Origin of the sequence: Pseudoalteromonas luteoviolacea, assembly GCF_001696455.1 — a bacterium.
Lineage (GTDB): Bacteria > Pseudomonadota > Gammaproteobacteria > Enterobacterales > Alteromonadaceae > Pseudoalteromonas > Pseudoalteromonas luteoviolacea_C.
The window spans coordinates 801,307-824,523 of the sequence record NZ_MAUJ01000001.1 but is presented as its reverse complement, the minus strand read 5'-3'; the positions used below and the strand labels follow the sequence as shown (position 1 = coordinate 824,523).

At 42.2% G+C, this 23,217-nt stretch carries 18 protein-coding genes; 6 read left to right on the top strand and 12 right to left on the bottom strand.

Annotation, left to right across the window (positions count from 1 at the left end; genetic code table 11):
- Nucleotides 1-66: 66 nt before the first annotated feature.
- The 3 genes from A7985_RS03450 to A7985_RS03440 are packed head-to-tail and all read right to left on the bottom strand — an operon-like array spanning nucleotide 67 to nucleotide 3,012.
- Complete coding sequence (locus tag A7985_RS03450) at nucleotides 67-528, bottom strand: Lrp/AsnC family transcriptional regulator (RefSeq protein ID WP_063355950.1); 462 nt, start codon at nucleotides 526-528, stop codon at nucleotides 67-69.
- Between the two features lie 47 nt (nucleotides 529-575).
- Nucleotides 576-1,217: an MBL fold metallo-hydrolase gene (locus A7985_RS03445; RefSeq protein WP_065789015.1), complete on the bottom strand. Its 642-nt coding sequence runs from the start codon at nucleotides 1,215-1,217 to the stop codon at nucleotides 576-578.
- Nucleotide 1,218: 1 nt separating this feature from the next.
- Nucleotides 1,219-3,012, bottom strand: a complete 1,794-nt coding sequence (locus A7985_RS03440) for a M14 family metallopeptidase (protein WP_370671156.1) — start codon at nucleotides 3,010-3,012, stop codon at nucleotides 1,219-1,221.
- A gap of 141 nt (nucleotides 3,013-3,153) precedes the next feature.
- Between A7985_RS03440 and A7985_RS03435 the strand changes: the two genes are divergently transcribed.
- Complete coding sequence (locus A7985_RS03435) at nucleotides 3,154-3,981, top strand: SDR family oxidoreductase (RefSeq protein WP_065789013.1); 828 nt, start codon at nucleotides 3,154-3,156, stop codon at nucleotides 3,979-3,981.
- A gap of 119 nt (nucleotides 3,982-4,100) precedes the next feature.
- On the opposite strand, the gene rplT is transcribed toward A7985_RS03435, so the two are convergent.
- The 4 genes from rplT to thrS all read right to left on the bottom strand — a co-directional run bounded on the left by rplT (nucleotide 4,101) and on the right by thrS (nucleotide 7,424).
- Nucleotides 4,101-4,460, bottom strand: a complete 360-nt coding sequence (gene rplT / locus A7985_RS03430; protein WP_065789012.1) for a 50S ribosomal protein L20 — start codon at nucleotides 4,458-4,460, stop codon at nucleotides 4,101-4,103.
- Nucleotides 4,461-4,475: 15 nt separating this feature from the next.
- Nucleotides 4,476-4,676: a 50S ribosomal protein L35 gene (gene rpmI, locus A7985_RS03425; protein ID WP_023398350.1), complete on the bottom strand. Its 201-nt coding sequence runs from the start codon at nucleotides 4,674-4,676 to the stop codon at nucleotides 4,476-4,478.
- A 213-nt stretch (nucleotides 4,677-4,889) separates the two neighbouring features.
- Entirely contained in the window at nucleotides 4,890-5,453 is a 564-nt protein-coding gene (infC, locus tag A7985_RS03420) for a translation initiation factor IF-3 (protein WP_081225566.1), read from the bottom strand.
- Between the two features lie 60 nt (nucleotides 5,454-5,513).
- Nucleotides 5,514-7,424, bottom strand: a complete 1,911-nt coding sequence (gene thrS / locus A7985_RS03415) for a threonine--tRNA ligase (RefSeq protein ID WP_065789011.1) — start codon at nucleotides 7,422-7,424, stop codon at nucleotides 5,514-5,516.
- A gap of 232 nt (nucleotides 7,425-7,656) precedes the next feature.
- Between thrS and A7985_RS03410 the strand changes: the two genes are divergently transcribed.
- Together A7985_RS03410 and A7985_RS03405 are read left to right on the top strand one after the other, a co-directional pair.
- Nucleotides 7,657-8,661 carry an endonuclease/exonuclease/phosphatase family protein gene (locus A7985_RS03410; RefSeq protein WP_065789010.1) on the top strand — a complete coding sequence of 335 codons (1,005 nt, stop codon included), beginning with the start codon at nucleotides 7,657-7,659 and terminating at the stop codon, nucleotides 8,659-8,661.
- 48 nt (nucleotides 8,662-8,709) lie between these two features.
- Nucleotides 8,710-9,168, top strand: a complete 459-nt coding sequence (locus A7985_RS03405) for a DUF3010 family protein (protein ID WP_065789009.1) — start codon at nucleotides 8,710-8,712, stop codon at nucleotides 9,166-9,168.
- Between the two features lie 242 nt (nucleotides 9,169-9,410).
- On the opposite strand, the gene A7985_RS03400 is transcribed toward A7985_RS03405, so the two are convergent.
- Nucleotides 9,411-10,010, bottom strand: a complete 600-nt coding sequence (locus A7985_RS03400) for a TetR/AcrR family transcriptional regulator (RefSeq protein WP_065789008.1) — start codon at nucleotides 10,008-10,010, stop codon at nucleotides 9,411-9,413.
- A gap of 325 nt (nucleotides 10,011-10,335) precedes the next feature.
- Here A7985_RS03400 and A7985_RS03395 point away from each other — a divergent pair, with 325 nt between their 5' ends.
- The 3 genes from A7985_RS03395 to A7985_RS03385 all read left to right on the top strand — a co-directional run bounded on the left by A7985_RS03395 (nucleotide 10,336) and on the right by A7985_RS03385 (nucleotide 16,746).
- Nucleotides 10,336-11,511, top strand: a complete 1,176-nt coding sequence (locus tag A7985_RS03395; protein ID WP_065789007.1) for an efflux RND transporter periplasmic adaptor subunit — start codon at nucleotides 10,336-10,338, stop codon at nucleotides 11,509-11,511.
- Nucleotides 11,512-11,516: 5 nt separating this feature from the next.
- Complete coding sequence (locus A7985_RS03390) at nucleotides 11,517-14,690, top strand: efflux RND transporter permease subunit (protein ID WP_065789006.1); 3,174 nt, start codon at nucleotides 11,517-11,519, stop codon at nucleotides 14,688-14,690.
- Nucleotides 14,691-14,829: 139 nt separating this feature from the next.
- Complete coding sequence (locus A7985_RS03385; RefSeq protein ID WP_065789005.1) at nucleotides 14,830-16,746, top strand: tetratricopeptide repeat-containing diguanylate cyclase; 1,917 nt, start codon at nucleotides 14,830-14,832, stop codon at nucleotides 16,744-16,746.
- 82 nt (nucleotides 16,747-16,828) lie between these two features.
- Here A7985_RS03385 and A7985_RS03380 read toward each other — a convergent pair whose 3' ends face one another.
- The 4 genes from A7985_RS03380 to topA form a co-directional block, all read right to left on the bottom strand.
- The gene (locus A7985_RS03380; RefSeq protein ID WP_081310405.1) at nucleotides 16,829-17,965 is read right to left on the bottom strand and encodes an ABC transporter permease; all 1,137 of its coding nucleotides are present in this window, start codon (nucleotides 17,963-17,965) and stop codon (nucleotides 16,829-16,831) included.
- Nucleotides 17,962-18,696, bottom strand: coding sequence for an ABC transporter ATP-binding protein (locus tag A7985_RS03375; protein ID WP_065789004.1), 735 nt, complete (start codon nucleotides 18,694-18,696; stop codon nucleotides 17,962-17,964). Before A7985_RS03375 ends, A7985_RS03380 begins: the two co-directional genes overlap by 4 nt.
- Complete coding sequence (locus tag A7985_RS03370) at nucleotides 18,693-20,192, bottom strand: alpha/beta hydrolase (protein ID WP_065789003.1); 1,500 nt, start codon at nucleotides 20,190-20,192, stop codon at nucleotides 18,693-18,695. Before A7985_RS03370 ends, A7985_RS03375 begins: the two co-directional genes overlap by 4 nt.
- Nucleotides 20,193-20,477: 285 nt before the next feature.
- Complete coding sequence (gene topA, locus A7985_RS03365; protein ID WP_065789002.1) at nucleotides 20,478-23,111, bottom strand: type I DNA topoisomerase; 2,634 nt, start codon at nucleotides 23,109-23,111, stop codon at nucleotides 20,478-20,480.
- Nucleotides 23,112-23,217: the final 106 nt, after the last annotated feature.

The window sequence follows — 23,217 nt, the reverse complement described above, 5'->3', positions numbered from 1 at the left end:
AACAAAATCCAGCGCTTTTAACAAACATGATACATTATAGTGTTAATTTGAGATGTCTGTATGACACTAAATGATAGGTAAAGCAGTTGAACGCTTGACGCACGTCATGGTTACATTTGAATGTACTTCCTGAACATATTCTAGATTTAGTAGATTGTCTCTGACAAAAAGCTCGTAGCCTTCAATTCCTTTAGAAATAATGCGCAGCATGAAGTCCATTGTACCCGCCATGGTGTAGCATTCTGTAACCTCATCATAGCTCATTATCAGCTTTTCAAATTCAGCGAGGTTGTTTCGTCCATGGTTGGACAACTTCACATGAGCATAGACGAGCATATCAAAGCCAAGTTGCTTCTCATCTAGCAATGCAACCTTCCCTTTAATAAACCCATCTTGTTCCAACTTAGCTATTCGTCTCCAGCACGGAGATTGTGACAATCCAACTTTGTCTGCAATTTCTGCTGTAGACAGGCTAGCATCCTGCTGTAACAACGCTAATATCTGACGATCAACTTGATTTAATGACATATTTATCTTTATATTTTAGTGTTAAACTTTACGCTATTCACGCAGTACTACCCAAAACGCCCACTCATAAACGGGTTATTGCGTTTCTCATACCCTATACTGGTATCTTCTCCGTGACCACTCATTACTCTTGTATTATCGTCAAGTGTAAAGAGTTTAGTTTCTATAGCGTGCTTAAGTTGTGCGGCGTCTCCTTTTGGAAAATCAGTACGCCCCACAGAGCCCTTAAACAATACATCTCCAACAAGCACCGACGCACTTTCAGGCTCATAAAAAACCACATGCCCAGGGGTATGACCGGGGCAATGTTTTACAGTCAACTTTAGTTCGCCAAGCTCAATCACATCACCCTCACTTAACCATTTATGTGGGGTGAACCCAGCTTGTGGCTCAAAACCAAACATTTGCGCCTGCATTGGTAAACCATCTAACCAAAATTTATCTTCAATATGAGGACCAATAATTTCTATGTTTAGAGACTCGGCCAACTCAATGCTTGCTCCTACATGATCCAAATGACCATGTGTGAGCAGTATAAACTCCACCGTAATCTTGTGCTGTTCAACGGCAGATAGAATTTTTTCTACATCACCGCCAGGATCCACTATGGCAGCTTTACCCGTTCTATCGCAAGCGATAACTCTACAGTTTTGCATAAAAGGGGTTACTGGTATTGTAATTACTTTCATACTATTTGCTCTGGTAAGACAATAAAATTGGATATTTCAAATAGGCTTGGTCGTAATATGGCGTTTTTTCATATAACCATTCAAGCCTTTGCTCATCACTTTTTGCAAACGTATCGTCTTTACTTATGCGCTCGTCAAATGCTAACGCCAACTTAGGACTCTCTTTTAGCATTTTTCTAGCATATGGCTCAAGTGCATAATTTTCAACATATTCTGTACGTTGAAAAATACTCAGAAAATCTCCCCACGCAAAAAATGAGTCAGGCGCGAGTGGGTGCAATAGATGTGTTACCAACTCAGAGTAAGGTTGTTGTGTCGATACCTTGTACCAGCCTTCAGTCACTGGGGATTCTTTGAGCTGTAACTCTTCGAATTGCGCACTCACTCGAAAACGCGCTTCAAAAGGTTGCTTTGCAAATTCGTAGCTAGAGACTTTGAGCTGTGTCAGGCCACTATGCTGTTCTGTAGGAGCAGACACAGATTCGACCTCAATTCCATGAAGAGATAGCTTCTGCACTATCTCACTATATTGAGGAGGTATGTAGAATGCGTTTGGAACTTTGACTTTAGTTTTTACGTCTTTTTGCCAAAATACAGGCAGTTTTTCGTATTCAATGGATTCACCAAGATACTTTACTTCCTGATGGCCAGACAAAGCACTATTAAATTGCTTAAATTTAATACCTTTAAAGCTAATATAATCTGGAGTTTGGCTATAGCTTCTTTCAACGATTAATTCAGATGGAAAATTGTGACGCTCAGTTTCAATGGCTTTGTGTAGTGATTTGTACTGTTTTGACAACGCATCTATCGCCCCATCAAGAAATACATAGGTGCCCAATACACGCTGTTTATACGGCTTTAAAGAGTGGTTTTCAACTAAGATAGTCGGTATTCCTTTAATATCTCCCCAACCATTAGAAAACCTCGGAGATGCTACCCAACCAGCTAAACCTTCCTTTAAATTGCGCTTATTCATGACAAATACTAATGGCCCGGGAATATGGCCCTGCTTGGTCAATTTTTCATCAATGATAGGAACAAACTGCTCTTCAAGTACTTTAGCGATCGCAGGAGAGTCACTCGCAAAACTGGGGTTAAACCCATATGTAATATCATACTGATAGTCCGCACCATCTGTAACATGAACATCTATATAAAGCGAAGGCTTAAAGTCATTTATAACCTTCATTACAGCTCTGACTCCGGGCGTATCAAGCTTTGTATAGTCACGGTTTAGGTTCAGGTTTTTTGCGTTTGTTCTGAACCCCATAGTCAACGGTCCGCGTTGATTAATACGATTAAACTGACTGCTTCGCTCGTGCCCATCAACGTTTAGAATAGGAATAAAGAGAATATTAACCTTGCTCAGAATATCGCGTCGCTTTCCCGTCGCAATGTCTCTTAGCAACATAAACATCGCATCTTTACCATCAATCTCACCTGCGTGTATTCCAGCTTGGATTAAAATGGTGGGCTTATTGTTGTTTGTCATCATTGCAGGAGAAAATTGACTGTCTTCCACAGCTAGCAGCATATTGATATCTCTACCCTGATCACTTTGACCAATTGTGATCGATTTAAACTGGGTAGGATTTGCCGCGACCAAGCGCTTTATAAATGCATTAGTTTGCTCATAGTTGGGCGATTCTTTTCCCGCACTTAGCTCAAAGTCCGTCGTCAATAGTCCATCTTGTTGCATAAGGCTTAAGCTTTGACCTTGCCACGGTTGTAATGGCGGGAGATGGCTATTTAAACTTAGTGTTGCGGAAAGCAGAACAATACCTAAACTCATAAACATTCTTTGTGTCTTTTTTGTATAAAGTTGATTATATCAATATTTTTTTTAACGGCTTACAATGTGCGGTGATTCAACAAAAATTCACAGTTAATCGCACTAATACACTGCAAAGCTAAGGAAAATTTAACTAAACCAATGAGTAAAAGCATATTAATTACAGGCTGTTCAACAGGAATCGGGTTATATTGTGCTGAAACATTGCATAACGAAGGCTTCAAAGTCATCGCTTCAGTGAGAAACACTGAGCATCTTAATCATTTTGAAACGCTTGGTATTCCTTGTGTCTTGCTCGATCTTGCCGACGAACAGTCAATACAAAAAGGCTTTACAGAGGCCTTGTCTTTATGTGATGGAAAACTAGATGTTTTGTTTAATAATGGCGCATATGGCCAACCAGGTGCCGTTGAAGACCTACCCACAGACGTGTTACGAAAGCAATTTGAAGTCAACTTTTTTGGCTGGCATTCATTGACTACGTTAGCGGTAAAACACATGCGGGAAAATGGACAAGGTAGAATTATTCAAAACTCCTCTGTGCTTGGACTTGTAGCACTCCCCTATCGCGGCGCTTACAATGCCAGTAAATTTGCGTTAGAAGGGCTCACGGATACTTTAAGAATGGAATTGGCCAATACTAATATCCAAATTAGCCTTATCGAGCCCGGTCCGATTTTGTCTGAATTTAGAAAAAATGCACGTATTGCGTTTGAGGAGCATATCAACATTAATGACAGCTTTCATAAAACAGAATATCAAGCACAATTAACCAGATTAAAAGCTCAAACTGCGCCTCAGAAATTTACACTTGGTCCAGAAGCTGTTTATGACAAACTGCTGCACGCTATCACGGCACCAAAAGCAAAAGCTAGATACTATGTGACATTCCCTACGTACCTTATGGGATACCTGAAACGAATTCTAAGCTCTGCGATTCTGGACAAAATCCTGTTAAAGAATAGGTGATAAACGAGGGGGAATGTCATTAACAGGTGCAGCGATTTGAACCTTGTAGATTAATGAAACGCATAAACTAAAAAAGGAGCCATAGGCTCCTTTTTAAATCGCTTAAACTTAATTAAAAATTAAGCTGCAAGACCTTCTTTTGCTTTCTCTACTAGAGCAGCGAAAGCTACTTGGTCGTATACTGCGATATCAGCTAGGATCTTACGATCGATTTCGATTGACGACTTTTTAAGGCCGTTAATGAAGCGGCTGTAAGATAGGCCGTTTTGACGTGCTGCAGCGTTGATACGTGCAATCCATAGTTGACGGAAAGTACGTTTCTTAGCGCGACGGTCACGGTATGCATATTGACCAGCTTTAGTTACAGCTTGGAACGCTACGCGGTAAACACGTGAACGTGCTCCGTAGTAACCTTTAGCTTGCTTTAATACTTTTTTGTGACGTGCACGTGCGATAACACCGCGTTTAACTCTTGCCATTTCTGATATCCTCTATTAAGCGAATGGTAACATACGATCGATAAGGCCTAGGTCATTCTTATGAACCATAGACTTAGCACGTAGGTGTAGTTTACGCTTTGAAGACTTCTTAGTCAGAATGTGACGAAGATGCGACTGTTTACGCTTGTAACCGCCTGAAGCAGTCTTTTTGAAGCGCTTTGCAGCACCTCTGTGTGTTTTTAGCTTATAAGCCATTGCAATAACTCCAAATGATATTGCGTTTAATATATGCAAGTAGGCGGATGAGAACATCACTTTTTTGGCCTAGCTTACACCCTTATTCCGGCGAAACTAAATGAAATCAAAAAGTTTACTTAAAGCCGGTCAACACAGGTGACCGTGACAAAAGCCAGAGTACTTTTATACCTGTGTTAAATTCTTTAAAAATCGGCGCGTATTATGCCTGACTTATGCTTTCTTGGCAACAGGTGCCATCATCATAACCATTTGACGACCTTCAACACGATTTGGGAAAGACTCAACTTGTGCGATCTCTTCCAAATCTGCTTTCAAACGGTTAAGCATGTCAATTGCGATTTCTTGGTGAGCCATTTCACGACCACGGAAACGGATAGTGATTTTAGCTTTGTCGCCAGCTTCTAAAAACTTACGCAAGTTACGAAGTTTAACTTGATAGTCACCTTCATCAGTTCCTGGGCGGAACTTGATTTCTTTAACTTGGATCTGTTTTTGCTTTTTCTTTTGTTCTTTTTGTAATTTTGCTTTTTCAAAAAGGAACTTACCATAGTCCATTACTTTACACACTGGTGGTTCAGCGTTTGGACTGATTTCAACAAGGTCTAAACTTGCGTTTTCTGCTTGCGCCAGTGCATCTCGTAACGAGACAATGCCCGCTTGCTCACCTTCAGCATCGATTAAGCGAACTTCTTTCGCTGTGATTTCATCATTGATACGATTCTTTTGAGCAGTAGTTTGCCCTTTTTTGCCGCCTCTAATGGTACGTTCCTCCAAAAAATCCAAAATTAAACGTGCGGCACCGTTGAAATAGTGTTTTGCCGCACGGGTTCTAAATTATACTCTGTTCTTGATTTCTTCGCTGATTTTAGCAACAAAATCGTCTACAGAGAATTTGCCAAGGTCTTCACCTTTGCGAGTTCTTACTGCTAGCTCTTGTTGTTCGACTTCTTTATCACCAACAACAAGCAAATAAGGTATACGTTTTAAAGTATGCTCGCGGATTTTAAAGCCAATCTTCTCATTTCTCAAGTCAGCACAAGCTCTTATTCCAAGTTTATTCAGTTTTTGTACAACTTCTTGGACATAATCTGCTTGTTTGTCTGTGATATTCATGATCACAACTTGTTTCGGTGCTAACCAAGTTGGGAAGAATCCAGCATATTCTTCTGTCAGAATACCAATGAAACGCTCAATTGAACCTAAAATCGCGCGGTGGATCATTACTGGCGTCTTACGTTCGTTGTTTTCAGCAACGTAAGTAGCCCCCAAACGACCCGGTAGAGCAAAGTCTAGCTGCACTGTGCCACATTGCCAAGCTCGTTCTAGGCAATCGTACAATGTAAATTCAATTTTAGGGCCGTAGAAAGCACCTTCGCCCGGCAGGTAGTCAAACTCAATGTCGTTCGTTTGCAATGCTTCAGCAAGGGCTGCTTCTGCCTTGTCCCACATTTCATCTTCACCGATGCGCTTTTCAGGACGCGTCGACAGCTTAACAACGATCTTTTCAAATCCGAAAGTTTCGTACGTGTCATACACCATTTTAATACACGATGACACTTCGTCCATGATCTGCTCTTCAGTACAGAATACATGCGCATCATCTTGTGTAAATCCGCGCACACGCATTAAGCCGTGTAGTGCACCAGAAGGCTCATTACGGTGACAACAGCCAAACTCAGCCATGCGCAGCGGTAAGTCACGATAAGACTTAAGGCCTTGGTTGAATATTTGTACGTGACCAGGGCAGTTCATCGGTTTGATCGCATATTCACGCTTTTCAGACTCAGTTGTGAACATTGCGTCTGAGTACTTGTCCCAGTGGCCAGATTTTTCCCAAAGTCCTCTGTCCATCATTAATGGACCTTTTACTTCTTCGTAGTCATACTCGCGTAGCTTTTCACGAACAAAGTCTTCTAATTCGCGGTAAATGCTCCAACCATCATTGTGCCAGAATACCATGCCCGGCGCTTCTTCTTGCCAGTGCCATAGGTCTAACGCTTTACCGATCTTACGGTGGTCGCGCTTTTCTGCTTCTTCAAGACGTTTAAGGTATGCTTTTAACTGTTTTTTATCTGCCCACGCCGTACCATAGATACGTTGTAGCATTTTGTTTTCTGCATTACCACGCCAGTAAGCTCCTGCCACTTTCATAATTTTGAAGTGTTGGCAGAATTTCATGTTTGGCACGTGAGGGCCACGACACATATCGATATATTCTTCGTGGTGATACAAACCCGGACGGTCATCCTTAGCAACGTTTTCGTCTAGGATTTCCATTTTGTAGGTTTCGCCGCGAGATTCAAACGTATCTCTCGCTTCTTGCCAACTAACTTTCTTTTTCACTACATCGTAATTGGTTTTAGCCAATTGCAACATGCGCTTTTCAATTGCATCAAGATCTTCTTGAGTTAATGAATGCTCCATGTCGATGTCATAGTAAAAGCCATTGTCGATAGTAGGACCTATCGCCATTTTAGCTTCAGGGAAAAGTTGCTTAACGGCATGACCGATTAAGTGTGCACAAGAGTGACGAATAATCTCGAGACCGTCTTCATCTTTAGCGGTGATGATTTCAAGGCTCGCATCTTGCTCAATGATGTCACACGCATCAACGCGTTCGCCATTTACACGTCCGGCGATGGTTGCTTTTGCAAGACCTGGGCCGATATCTTTGGCTACATCTAAAGTGGAAACTGGGTTTTCGAAAATACGCTGACTGCCGTCAGGAAGAGTAATTACTGGCATTTTTAGTCCTATTTACAGTGGTGACACCTACGCCGCGTCACATGTATTCAATTTATCTTAATGTAATGTATGCCCATCAACGCTTTTACGAATAAGCATTGGTTATTCAGTGGTATGCTAAATTTGACTGGGGTCTTACAGTCCTGACGGTATTGTGACCTGATGCGTGACGAGTTGCAAGGAAAAGACTAAGATTAAATAGTCGATATTTACTAAAAAATGAGGGAATTATATGGTGCGACCAAAATCGCTGAAATTTGCGTCTTTTAATTTACTGAATTTTGCAGCACCCCCTTACGCGTTTTACCAACCTGAAGAAACCTACAGTGATATGCAGTGGGTCACTAAAACACAGTTTATTACGGGTCTAATTCAGCACATTGATCCAACCGTAATAGTATTTCAAGAAGTATTCAACCCTGACATTTTGGCAACACTATGCGACGATTTAGGGTTAAAACACTTTGCAACTGTCGATACGCCCTCGCAAGACCCAGTCTATGAAAATGTGCTGTTTAACCCTGTCGTAGCCATCGCGTCTAAACTCCCATTCACACAATGCAAACCGCTTGAACCGAGTCACGAGCTACTTGAATACTTAAATAATTTGGGGCAGTTTAAGTTCAATCGTACCCCAATAAAGTGTACGTTCGACATTGAGGGGTTTGGCCCATTAATTGTGTATGCAGTTCACTTTAAATCGCAGCGTGTTCATTCAATGGCCCAAATCTTAGGGGAACCAGATCCAGAAGACCCATTCTTAACCTTGCTCAATCAAACTGTTGGCGCAATGCAATCACAAATATCACGCTCGCTTGAAGCATCTGTTGTGTACTACGATGCCTTAAGAACTCAACGAGAAAAAGCTGCCGCCACTCTGGTCATGGGCGACTTTAATGCACATATTTCTAGCCCTGCCCTGTCTTTTATGACTCAGCAATTTCCTGTTACTATAGAGCCGTCTAAGTTTGACAGTGTTGGGTTATATGAAAGCTTTGTTGTTTCAGACAATCAACTCGAATTTGACAGCAAACCACCCACCCATTACTTTCAAGGAGAAGGTAATGTACTCGACTATATATTAACGTCTAAAGAATTCTCTCCCACCCACCCTGACAGTAAGGTTGAAACGCTAACTTACTATAATTATGCCAGTCATTTAGACCCCAAAAGAGATGAAGAGGACATTCGTTATTCAGATCATGCTGCGATTGCAATAGAAATTACTATTAAATGAAAAAGCTATGCTATGATCGCTGCCATTAGATACAAATTGGAAAACATAATGAGAACATTAGGCGTAGAAATCACAGGCAGCGAAGCAATGCTTTGTCTTTTATCAAAAGAAAGCGACGTATTCGATATTCGTGACATTCGACAAACACGCTTTACTTTACCGAACATAGGCCATGATCAAGAGGCTATGCGCAAGTTTCACTTCGACCTAACAAAGCTCGTCGAAGACTATCAGATAGACACGATTGCAATCCGCCAACGTGCACATAAAGGCAAGTTTGCAGGCAGTGCAGCCGGCTTTAAAATGGAAGCTGCGTTGCAACTTATTGAAGGTGCAGAAGTTCACCTATTGAATGCAACAGAAGTTAAAGAGCAATTAAAACGTAACCCTGTTCCGGTAGATTATGCAGATACTGGTTTAAGAAAGTATCAAGAGCAGGCTTTTACAAACGCCTATGTATTGATCATGCGCAAAACTTATGGTCATGACGAAGTTGAAGCTGAATAACGCACTTCGATGACATTTTGGTGAGCTGTTCACGCTCACCCCTTCTCCACAAATTCTTTTACCACTCACTATAATTGCAAGCCGTATCAAGAACCACTTTTTACCATTGCTAATATAAAAGACTTTTCAAACACGGTTAAGCTGCCAATGATACAAGTGCCATCATTGCAGTACATAAACAAAACTCACGAGTAGGCATTGAACAAACAATGCTTTGGATACCTCCAAACAGGCAATTTTTACTACCGTGGGGTAACACCATTGCAAAATAGTCTACATGCCTGCGAAATAAACTCTGTAAGTTGCTTTTCGTCGATCGGCGGTTGCCATCGAATCGCCATTTCCCAAAAAGTCAGCCTTTTAAGACCTCCCCAGAAAAAAGCAGCGGCAAAATCTGCGTCACACTCCCCTAAACATCCAGCCAATGAAGCTTCCTCAAACCATAAAACCATCGACTTTTCACAATCACTGAACTTTTCATTTAACCTTTGCGCCTGCTCTTCGCTACGCATAGATTCAATCATAACAATTCGAGACAGCCTAATGTAGTCAGGATCACTCAATAACCCTACCGCACTATTTGCCAAATGTTTGAGTTGAACTTCAAAATCATAGTTTGGAATAAACTGAATAGCAGACAAAGGTTGGATTCGTTCAATAAGGGAAATTACAACCGCATCAAATAAGTCTTCTTTGTTTGGATAGTGCTTATACAGTGTACGTTTTGATACTCCTGCTTTTTGGCATATTGCTTCCATGGTTGTAGCTTGCAATCCCATCAATGCAAACTGGTCGATTGCAGCACTGAGTATCGCCTGCTTTTTGGCGGATAATTGTGTCATCAATCTCTCTCTCACTTATCAATTAACATAAGTTTAACCAATATTAGGGACAATAAAAAGTAAACACTTGCGTTTATTCACAAAAATAAAAGTACACGACCCCGTTTACCTTTAACCTCAACAGGTATACACTAGCGTTTACTTGTATAATTGTCGAGTATTTAGCCTTTACTTTGGTGTGAGGAAGGTATCAAATGACAAAGTGCCCGCTAATTCACGCTCTGTGAACTAGTTTATACAAGGCAGTACGCTACACTGAACAACGGACCATCGTCTTCGTTGTTTGGTTTAGTAAGCACGATATAAAATAGGATTTGGAGTGTTCATGTATCCAGCATCATTTAAACGCAAACTTAAACACCTTTCACTGGCATTGCTTACAACAGGTATAATCAGTGGCTGTTCGGAAGCTCCCCAGCAACAAGCTGGGTTTGGTATGCAACCAGCTAAAGTCAGCGTCACGCATGTGACCACACAAAGCGTACCATTCAATATTGAATTACCTGCAACATTACTAGGCAACAAAGAGGTTGAAATTCGAGCTCGAGTCTCTGGTTTAATAGAGTCAAGAAACTTTGACGAAGGTCAGTATATTACTGCCGGTCAGTCCCTTTTCACAATTGAATTAAAACCCTTTCAACTTGAGTTAGAAAAAGCGCAAGCTGATTTACATGCAGCAGAAGCAAATGTAGAGCAGGCTAAAAGAGAAAAAAACAGACTAGAAAAGCTAAAAGATGAGCGCTCCGTATCGAAACGTGATTTTGATAATGCTGTTTCGGCTTATGACATCGCTCTAGCCAATTTAGAGTCTGCAAAAGTAGCACTTAACGAAGCTCAGCTTGATTTAGATTATGCGCAAGTAAAAGCGCCAGTGTCCGGAATTATCGGTCGAGAACGAGAGTCCCAAGGCAGCTATGTTTCAGGACCTACCGTTTTACTCACTGAGTTAACAGACACAAGCACAATGAGAGCGCGTTTTGGCTTTTCTGAGCGAGAACAGCTTGCCATGCGTAAAGACGTGGAATCAGGAACGTTAACACTCCCTAAAAACAATGAGTTTGATGCAACTATCATCTTGCAAGACGGTTCGTTATACGCAAAGCAAGGTAAGGTTAATTTCTCAGATGTACGAGTCAACCGCTTCACAGGGACTTCTGAGCTACAAGCTCTAATTGCCAACCCTAATGGAGAGTTAAGGCCTGGCCAGTTCGTTCGTGTACAGTTAAGTGGCGCTGTCAGAAACGAAGCTATTGTAGTACCTCAACGTGCAGTTTTAGACAACGGAACTGGTAAGTTTGTCTATGTTGCAACAGAAAATGAAAAAGGCATGACCGTAGCACTTCCAGCACCAGTTCAAGTAGGCGAATGGGTGCAACTAAATGGTGAAAATATGTGGGTAATACGCTCAGGACTTCAACCTCAACAACCAGTTATCGTTGAAGGTATGGCGCGAATCTTCTTCCCAGGTATGCCTGTTAACGTAGCGGCTGAAGGAGAATAAGCCCTATGTTCTCAAAATATTTTATCGATAGGCCCATTTTTGCGTTTGTCATTTCAATCGTAATTGTGCTGGCTGGTTTAGCTGCAATGCGTACTCTACCGGTCGCTCAGTACCCAGAAATATCGCCTCCCCAAGTACAGGTTACCGCCGTATACCCTGGTGCTTCGGCGGATGTCTTAGAGCAGACTGTAGCTGCGCCTATTGAAAACGCCATAACCGGTGTTGAAGGCATGATGTACATGGAGTCAATCAGCAGTAGTTCTGGTGCGACAACGATTACTGTCACATTTGAAATTGGCACAGATGTAGACCAAGCAGCTGTAGACGTTAATAACCGCGTCAAACAGGTCGAAGCAAGGTTGCCAGAAGAAACCCGCAGGCAAGGTGTTGTCGTGGCAAAAGGCTCGTCTAGTTTCCTACAGGTGCACGCCTTTTACTCTCCGGACAACAGTCGCTCGAGTTTGTGGACTTCTAACTATGTAACCATGAACATCTTGGATAATATCAAGCGAATTCCAGGTACTACTAATGTGCAAATATTTGGTGCTAGAGACTACGCGATGCGCATTTGGTTACGTCCAGATATCATGAGCCAATTGAAAGTCACTGTCGAAGAAGTTACCAGTGCAATTCGCGAGCAAAACTCACAATACGCCGCAGGTAGTATTGGAGCAACTCCTACTTCCGAAAGCCCACAGGAACTGGTATACAGCGTAACAGCACAAGGTCGCTTATCTACACCAGAAGAATTCGAAAACATCATAATCCGCGCGAACTCAGATGGTTCTACGTTAAGGCTTAAAGATATCGCACGCGTTGAGCTTGGCTCTAAGGATTATAATTTCAACGGGACTATTAATGGTAAAGATGCTGTTCTGTTGGGTATTTTTCTTCAGCCAGGCGCTAATGCGCTAGATGTCGCCAATGAAGTAGAGGCAGAAATCGCTAAACTAAAAACACAGTTCCCACAGGGTTTGGCACACTTAAACTCTTACGATACAACGCGTTTCGTAGAGGTTTCTATCAGAGAAGTGCTGATCACACTGGGCGAAGCAATGGTACTTGTGTTCCTTGTCGTGTACCTATTCTTACAAAACTGGCGAGCGACTCTAATCCCAACTTTGGCCGTCCCTGTATCTTTGTTAGGCACCTTTGCAGGCCTTTACATGCTGGGATATTCAATCAATACATTGACCCTATTTGGCATGGTGTTATCTATTGGTATTGTGGTAGACGATGCAATCGTCGTGCTCGAAAATGTCGAACGTATTATGCATGAACAGCATGTCAGTGCTCGAGAAGCTGCCTACAAAGCGATGGAAGAAGTGAGTGGTCCAGTTGTTGCCATAGTATTGGTGCTTTGCTCTGTATTTATTCCTATCGCGTTTTTAGGCGGGTTGACAGGTGAACTATTCCGTCAGTTTGCTATTACGATTTCAATCTCGGTAAGCTTATCAGGTGTCGTTGCACTCACCATGACGCCTGCTTTGTGTGTACTGATCTTAAAACATGAAGACAAACAAACTGCGCGCTTCTTCTTGTGGTTTAATGATTGGTTTACTCGTGTAACGGGCAAATATGTTGGCTCAGTTAGCTTCATGATCCGCCGCGGTGCACTGGGCTTCATATTAATGTCTGCAATGATAGGCTCTACAGTCTTTCTATGGCAAAAAACGCCTGGTTCACTCGTGCCTGATGAAGATCAAGGGTTTTATATTAGTGCAGTATTTTTACCTGATGGAACCTCTTTAGAAAGAACCACAGAAGTGACCAAACAGGTTGTAGAAGCTGCCCAGTCAAACCCTGCAAATGAAAACGTGGTTGCATTTACAGGCTTCGACTTTTTGGGTGGTGGTTATAAGAACAATGCAGCGACGCTATTTATAACGCAAACTCATTGGGATGAGCGTGAAGTCGACACCAAATCACTGGTCGGTGAGCTGTTCATGAAAACAGCGCATATTAATGAAGCGTTAGTGTTAGCGTTTAACCCACCAGCAATATTTGGTCTAGGCACAACTGGTGGCTTTGAGTTCTACCTTCAAAATAAAACTGGCGCTGATCCTGAGAAGTTGAAACAAGGTATGCAGCTGATGATGAATGCAGCGCAACAAAGCCCTGTTCTAGGTGGGCTGCAAACGCTTTGGCGTCCAGATGCACCGCAGCTAGAAGTCCATATGGATAGAGAGCAAGCACGCGCTATGGGCGTTAACATCAACTCGGCGTTCAATGCATTAGCGGCAAACCTGGGTAACTACTATGTCAACGACTTCAACAAGTTTGGTCGTTCTTGGCAAGTGATTTTATCTGCAGAAGCTCAGTTTAGGATGACACCTCAAGATGTTGGCCGAATTTATGTGAAGAATAATCAAGGTGACATGGTGCCAATCTCAGCGTTTACCGATATAGAGTTTGCGCGAGGTCCTGAGAGCTTACACCGCTATAATAACTTATCGGCCGTTAAGCTGATGGGTAATGCAGCGCCAGGTTATAGCTCAGGGCAAGCAATTGCAGAAATCGAACGTATCGCAGCAGAAGTGTTGCCACCCGATATGACTTTTGAGTGGACTGCATCCGCATTCCAAGAAAAGCGTAGCACGGGCACTACAGGATTAGCATTGGGGCTTGCGGTCGTCATGGTGTTTTTAATCCTCGCGGCACTGTACGAGCGCTGGTCATTGCCAATATCTGTTTTGTTAGCACTGCCCTTTGGTACTTTTGGTGCGTTGGTATCAATTTGGATAGCGGGATTAACCAATGATGTCTACTTCCAGATTGGACTAGTCACTTTACTTGGTCTTGCAAGTAAAAACGCCATTCTTATCGTCGAGTATGCGCTAATGAAGTATCAGCAGGGCTGGAGCGCGAGCACGGCAGCACTTGAGGCCGCAAGGCTTCGCTTTCGTCCTATCATCATGACGTCCCTAGCCTTTATATTGGGTGTTGTTCCGCTAGTTCTGAGTTCAGGAGCTGGTGCAGGCGCAAGGCATAGTGTGGGTACAGGTGTTATGGGTGGTATGATGGCAGCTACGTTCCTTGCGGTGTTCTTTGTTCCTCTATTCTTTTATTGGTTAACTGCGCGCAAGTTTACGGAAAAGCGCTCTAAACATGAACTCGCGAAAGAAATCTCTGAACATCACCAAAAAGACCATACAGACACGCAAGAAGACCTTGCATAACCCCTAATATAAAAAACGCCAGCTTGGCTGGCGTTTTTTCACACCAATCACGATTACAAATCATAACAACTTCCTGACTGTAAAATCACCTAATGATTATGTTAATATATGCAATTATAGTTTCTTTAGGTCTGGTTTTTTGCGCATTTTCGTTGTCTTTTTATTGCTCCTTATAGCTCCCCTACCCGTATTAGCTTCGCCTCAACCAGAAAACAGCTGGCAACAAACTTACGATAAATTAAGGGCCGAGGATACTCGACTTGCTTTTGAGTATTTGCAATCACATGTAAATCGACTAGCGCCGGGCTCCGAACGCATCTATGTAGGGGCAACACTTGCGAGAACAGCAATATCACTTCGTGAAGGTCAATCTCTTACCAGCAGTATTGTGTACTCTAACAACATCAACGACGAAATACTGCAGCACATAGTTGCTGCACTGCTCTTCGCACACGAGAATATCTATTCGCAAACAATGGCCGAATTTAAGCAAGCCATCTCGAAGGCCTACACGTTAGAAGAGCCCGCAGTGATTGCGACTGTAGAACTTTTCTACATTAATGTAAAAATCTCACTCGCAAACTACGTACAGCTCAATCACCACATTAAAGAGGTGGAACGCAATGTTCAGCTAATGAATGATCTTTTTTGGGGCGTCAATTCCTTACATAATGTTAAAGCCCTCAATGCTAATTTTAATGGTGATCATGCTTTGGCTATTGAAATGTATCAACAAGCTATTGCAAACACAGTACATGAAGCGAATAAAGCCCCCTATTACAACAACTTGGCATTAACATACCTAGATTTAGGCAATTTCTCTGACGCAACTAAGTATTTAAAAAAATCTTTGAAATTAAGAGAGCAACAGAATAACCAATTTAAAATTGCTTTAACCATGCTTAATTTGGGAATAGTTGCTAACCGAGCCAACCAACATCAAGATGCATTAACTTGGTTAGACAAAGCTTATCAACTCTACGTTGAATTCAATAACTCGTATCGTAAAGCTTATACACTGGTGCAAAAAGCAAAGGTTTATACAAAGCTAAAACAGACAACAAAAGCAACAAACGCAATCGAGCAAGCTCTGTCGCTTATTAGTGTTACTGACAATATCAACTTGATTACTGACATACGCATTCATGCAGCTGAAAACATGCTTACTTTAGGAAAGGTGGATGCTGCTATAGAACAAGCAATGATTGCCCATGACTTAGCATTGAGCGTAAATGATAAATCCCACTTGATTCAAAGCTTGGAATTACTTTCAGACCTTACCGCAAAGCTTGGTAACTATGAACAAGCTTATCAATTCAATACCAAACTACTTATGGAAAAAGAGCAATTGAATGCTCAAAAGAGCATGCAAGCCATGATTGCATTAGAGTCAGAGTTAGAAGTTACCGCTCAGCAGCTCGAGAATGTCCGCCTTGAAAAAAGCAACAACTTACAACAACAACAGATCTCTAGATTAGAGGAAAGGCAGCGTTATCAGGCGGTTATAATTGTTTTCTCTTTAATTCTGTTATTTTTGAGCCTAAGGGGCTACAACAAACACAAATATCGCGCTCAGCATGATAACTTAACAGGCGCATTAAATCGTGGGGCATTTGTAGGTCGCGTCACCAGATTTGGCAACCCCACTCTAGGCAAAAAACATGCGTTGATGTTGTTTGATTTAGACCATTTTAAACAGGTAAATGATGCATATGGCCACCCCACAGGTGATCTTGTACTTATCCAAACTGCAGAACTTGTAAGAAACTTTTTCCCTCAAACAGCGTTATTCGCAAGATTTGGAGGGGAAGAGTTTATGGTATTTATTCCTAATGTCACCGATGACGAAATATTTGAATTAGCCAACCAATTTCGTGAGCGCCTCAGCACTCATGATATTACAACTGAAACAAGAGAAAAGATGACTGTGACGGCAAGCTTTTCAACGTTGACCTACCAAAATCATTTAAGTAATTTAGACAAAATTTATAGCAAACTTGATGTTGCGCTCTATGACGCTAAAAATAGAGGAAGAAACTGTGTGGTGAAAGCTTAGTGTCTCCGTTACTAGATTCCAACGAGTTATCTGTGCGACATAGCCAACCAAGTAAAAACTTGATTGGCTTACACAACTGACATTAAAGTCCAAATACCACCTTTTCACTTTTGAGCATTCTGCTACTTAATGCTGCAAAAATAGCAAATAGACCCAGTGTACTAATTGAGGACAATAAGACCTGTAACAAAGGCAGCTCATTTCCCTTTATGACTTCAATCATCGCGTATTGCTGCGCGGCAATGGGTATCCATTGCACGTAATCAGTACCTATGTCATACGTTGTCATCATGCTCAAGCCAATCGGAACAAAGAGTACAAATGCCACATAGGATTGCGCTTCTTTAAACGACTTTGCCATGAAGGACACAAATACCAATAAGCTTGCTGACATTAGCGCAATGGGCAGCCCTAACAAGGTGCAAAATAGAATAAACATGACATCAATATTAATACTAAATCCAAGCTGCTCCCAAGGTACCATGCCATAGGCAAACTTTGATACGACCAAAACCAACACCAATCCCATCATAGAGTAACTTGCAATTGCAGCGACTTTGGCCAGCACGATTTGAGTGCTGCTCAATGGATGGCTAAGCAATAGAGCAAGTGAGTTACGCTCTCTTTCTCCTGCACTGGTGTCAATAGCTAAATTCATCGCCGAGTAAAACAGTGCAATAATAATTGAAAGCGTCGCGATACCTAAAAACATGCCTCCTTTCGAATCAGGGGTTGCTTGATCATGCGTTTGAACATTGACCGCCCGCATAATATTTGGATCAATACCTCTAGAAATAAGACGTAAACCAGCAACTTCTGAGTTATATCTAGCAAGTGCACGCTCTAATCTACGTACAGATTTGATCAGTTTGTTATCTGATTTATCCGCAATTATAGTCACTGTCGCACTTTTGCCCTGAGACATGTTTTGTGGGTACTGTTCACTGATCATCAAAGTAATGGCTTTAACACTGCCAGACTCTCCGTGGCTGATATCTTTCCCTTCCAAGTATCGTACGAGGTTCGGGGCATAATCTGCGTTTTCAATCGTGATCTCTAAAGCCTCGGGAGAACTCAATTGCTTCAACAACACGGTAAACAATAAACACATTACAATTGGTGCACCGATTGCGTAGTAAAGGCCAGCCATGACTGAGCGTTTATCACGACTCGCATCAATCATTTCCTTTTTATACAGGACTTTAATCAGATTCATCATGCAGCAAGTCCCTCATCTGAACCGATAAGTGAAATAAACGCTTCTTCTAGCGTTTCTTTTTGAGTTTTTACACAAAGCTCTTGAGGAGAGCCCTGTGCTACGACCTTTCCTTTAACCATGACAACAACGTGATCGCATAATGCCGCAACCTCTTGCATAACATGGCTTGAAAATAGCACGCAATGCCCCTGTTCTTTTAGCATTAATAAAAGCTCTCTTAGGATTCGAGTGCTCATTACATCTAATCCACGTGTTGGCTCGTCCAAAATAATATTGGTTGGTTTATGAACAATGGCTTGTGCTAGCGCTGTTTTCATTCTTTGCCCTTGAGAAAACCCCTGACATTTTCTATCTGCAATATCATTCATTTGTAATTTATCAAGTACATCCTGTGTCGCAGATTTGGCAGCTTGATTACTCATGCCACTTAATTCAGCGAAAAATTGGATATATTCTCTTGGGGTAAGGCGTTCATACAAGCCACAAGGATCTGGAAATAGCCCTAGTTGCTGTTTAGCTAGCATTGGCTTTTCAGCTACATTCACTTCATCAATTTTTGCCTCACCACTATCAGCTTGCAGCAAGCCAAACACAGTACGTAAACAAGTCGTTTTACCCGCGCCATTAGGGCCTAATAAACCAGTAATTTTGCCATTCTCAGCCCGAAAACTAAGATCGTTGAGAGCTTGAACAGTCCCAATAGTTTTTCTTAATTCAGTCACTTCTATCATTGCAACTCCTCATTACTTTGACTGGCAACAGGTCCATTAATATTCATGAAGTACTGTTTTGTATTATCTTTTTCTAAACACTCGGAGTCTAAGCTTTCAAAGGTGCGTAAATTGATAAACTCACCAATAAGTTTGTTGGCGCATGTTTGTGCCGCTACACCATGCGTTGCCGTTGGCGCGACTAAGTGCTTTGCATTGCCCATATTCACCATTGCTAATTCCGCCCAACTTGGTGGAGTGGCCGGATCTAAGCCTCCTGATAACAATAAAGTGGGGATCGCTGTTTTCAGCGGCTGATAAAAGTATTGCTCAACTGGTTTGACTTGCCATAACGGGCAACTTGCATCGAGAGCTTCAATCATCAGCCGCCCAAAGTAAGATTTTTTGTATTTTGCTCTATCCTGGTCCGTCATGTTCGGCCAATCTTCGCCACAGGTGATGGCGCTATGCATACCCATTGCAATTGCACCAAACGTATTTTCATTCCCCAGTAAGCCAACTAAAGGGTTGTAGTTGCCTTTGTGCGCTGCATCGATAACCAAGGGAACAAGCGCTCGTGTAGTATGACCATATAGGGCCATTCGGATAGAACCTCTCAATTTGCTTTCTGTAATCACTAAATCAATTAACTCGAACGTACGAGGGTGCCTAACGGACACTTTAATCGGCGAGGTTTTTACCGTATTAATCAGCGTTTGATATTTATCTTCCAAGTTTGGATACTGCCCGTTGCAAACATGCTCTTCGGCACACCGTTTAAACAAAGCAGCCAGAGAATCATCAATAGCATCACCAATCGCGACTAAACTCTGCTGCATTGGCACCACCCCATCAAGCACCGCTGTTGCTACTGAGTTTGGATATTGTCTCATATATTCTTGAGCAATACGGGTACCATAGGATGCGCCATAAAGGTGCAAGGTTTCATAACCTAAAGCGATCCTTACAGCCTCAAAATCGCTTGCAGCCGCGACCGTGGTAAAATTTGATAAATCCGTATTGAGCTTTTTAATACAAGCTTGTGTTTCTTCTTTTGCCAACTTAAATAGCGGCACAGCTTGATCGTCCAGAGCAAACTGTTGTTCTAAATTGTCAGTATCACACTGGAGTAAATTAGATTTACCAGTTCCTCTTTGGTCAACAAGAATAATGTCTCTATTTTCTCTAGCATAGCGCAAGTTACGCGCAAATATTGGGGCGACTTCTATCGCTGATTGACCAGGCCCACCTGCGAAAGCTAAGACAGCTTCAGTCGGGTTTGTTTCTTTAATTGCTGGGATCACCGCAAAATGAATCTCTATAGACTCTTCACTGTTATCTTTTGAAAGGGGCTGACTGATAGAGCCGCACATTAATCTATCTTCTAGGCCGTCAACATAGCAAGGTTGTAGTACCTTTGAGTTTTGTTGTGCGTGCGTCAAGCCTGAACATGCGATGGCAAGAGGGATTAAGCTTGATTTTATAAGCTTAATAAGCGGTTTGCCGTACTTATTCATTAATTATTTCCTTTTTAAAATCAACAACTGCCCTACGAGGTGATTGTCAATAAACTAGTGTATTAATCAGTTAATACAGTGGGCGTTAGAATAGAGGTCGCGCATTTGCGTGTCAATAATTAGCGTACCCAACAGAAACACAAAGAGTTTTGCTTGGGAATTAAGTCGGTTAGAAAGGTTGGCTATTTGTGATGTGTATCAGAAATGACTCAAACGGATACTGGATGACCAACTCTCTATTTAAAAGAGTCAATAAAAAGGGTCAGCAGATGCTGACCCTTTTTATTATTTTTTGCGTTTCTTTTCTTCTTCTACCCACTTGCCTTCGGCGTATGTCGCTTTCCAGCCTGTCGCTTTGCCATCGACTTCCGTCATGACATATTGCGACTTAGTTTTTCGCGAGTACCTCACGACAGCCAAGTTACCATCGCTGTCTTTTTCAGGTGCATCAGCCAAGTAATAGAACTTTGGAGAAATACGGTCTCTAAATCGTTTTAACTCAGCAACCTTTGGTGCACGTGTTTCACGAGATTTAGGGAACGTATGTGCCGCCAAGAAAATCCCGGACGCGCCATCTCTCAATACAAAGTGTGCATCGGACTTTTCACACTCCAATTCAGGCAGCGGTACAGGGTCTTCTTTCGGTGGCGCAGGCTCACCACTTTTCAGAAGCTTACGTGTATTCTTACACGCTTCATTTGTACAGCCAAAATACTTGCCAAAACGACCCGATTTAAGCTGCATGTCAGCGCCACACTTATCACATTCAATAACAGGGCCATCATAGCCTTTTATTTTAAATGTGCCCTGCTCCACAATGTACCCGTCACAAGCTGGGTTATTACCACAAACATGGATTTTACGTGTTTCGTCGATCAAGTAAGAGTCCATTGCGGTTTCGCATTTAGGACAACGCTTCTTCTGCCTCAAACTTTCTGTTTCGGCGTCTTCTGCATCCGTATCAATGGCTTCATCACCAGAGATTAAGTTCATCGTCGTTGTACAACGCTCTTTTGGCGGTAAACTGTACCCGGTACAGCCTAAGAACACCCCCGTTGACGCAGTTCGGATACCCATTTTTCTGCCACAAGTCGTACAGTCGATATCTGTCTCAACCATCACGTTTTGTCGCATGCCGCCTTCAGCTTCTTCTTTTCCAGCGAGGTCCAACTGTTCAGAGAAGTCCGCATAAAACTTATCTAATACCTGAGTCCACTCACGTTCACCTTCGGCGATGTCATCAAGACGACCTTCCATTTTAGCTGTGAAGTCGAAATTCATCAGGTCGTTGAAGTTCTCAACCAACCTATCTGTAACAATTTCACCCATTTTTTCAGCAAAGAATCGTCTGTTTTCAACTCGAACATAACCGCGCTCTTGAATAGTAGAAATAATCGCAGCATAAGTTGAAGGTCGACCAATACCTCGCTTTTCAAGCTCTTTAACCAAGCTTGCTTCACTGTATCTTGCAGGAGGCTTGGTAAAGTGTTGTTTCGGATCCAAATTCAACAAATCAACGTTATCACCAACCGCCACTGCAGGCAGCGCTTGTTCTTCTTCGTTCTTTTTACGCACAGCGGGTTGCACTTTAGTCCAACCGTCAAAGCGCAGCACGCGTCCTCTGGCTTTCAGTGTATAGTCATTTGCACCAACAGTAATGTTGGTCAAATCATATTCAGCTGGTGTCATTTGACATGCCACAAATTGACGCCAAATCAGTTCATACAGCTTTTTAGCATCTGCATCTACACCTTCAACATGGCCTGATAAAACATTCACATCAGAAGGCCTGATAGCTTCGTGCGCCTCTTGGGCATTACCCTTTGCACTGTATTTTATCGGTGCATTAGGAAGGTACTTATCACCGAAATTACCTTGGATGTAATCTCTACACATCTCAACCGCATCGTTTGACAGGTTGGTTGAGTCTGTACGCATATAGGTTATGTAACCAGCTTCGTAAAGGCGCTGAGCGAGCATCATCGTTTTCTTTACGCCATAGCCAAGTCTTGTACTTGCAGCTTGTTGCATCGTTGACGTAATAAAAGGCGCACTCGGTTTGCTCTTACTCGGTTTTTCTTCAACCTTAACAACTGACAGGCTAGCGCTTTGAATATCTGCAACAGCTATTAATGCCTGCTCTTCATTAACAGGTTTAAACGCCTGACCTTGGAATTTCGTAACTGCAAATCGAACGTCCGTAGTCGCGAGTTTTGTATCTGCATGAATATCCCAGAACTCTTCTGGAATAAACGCTTTAATTTCTCTCTCTCGCTCAACAAGTAAGCGAACAGCAACTGACTGAACTCGACCAGCAGACAAGCCTCTCGCTACTTTTTGCCAAAGTAGTGGCGACACCATAAAGCCTACAACGCGGTCCAAAAACCTTCTGGCCTGTTGTGCATACACCATATCTGTATTTAACTGACCCGGTGCTTCAAAGGCTTGCGTTATCGCATTTTTGGTTATCTCATTAAAGACTACACGTTTGTATTTTGAAGCATCACCACCAATAATTTCTTCAAGGTGCCAAGCAATTGCCTCTCCCTCTCTATCCAAATCGGTTGCGAGATAGATGTGGTCAGCATCTTGCGCAAGCTTCGTGAGCTCTTGGACAACTTTTTCTTTTCCTGGTAACACCTCATAGTGTGGTTTCCACCCTTTCTCAGGATCGATACCCATTCTTGCAACTAAATTGGCGTAGTCCTTTTGCTTACGATATGCCGCCTTTTCATCTGGAGACATTTTACGTACTTCAGCCGGAGACTTGGTTGCAACACCTTTGGTTTTACCTGCCCCTGATGTTGGTAGATCACGAACATGACCTACACTGGATTTAACAATGTAGTCTTTTCCCAAATACTTATTAATAGTTTTGGCCTTTGCGGGAGACTCTACGATTACTAGCGATTTGCCCATATTTGCCTATTTTGACTAATTCTGTCTGTTGTGCCCCATTGGGCGTTATTATTTATAGGTATATCCACAAACACCTATTGTTACAAGCTTTTCATTTCAACTTTTA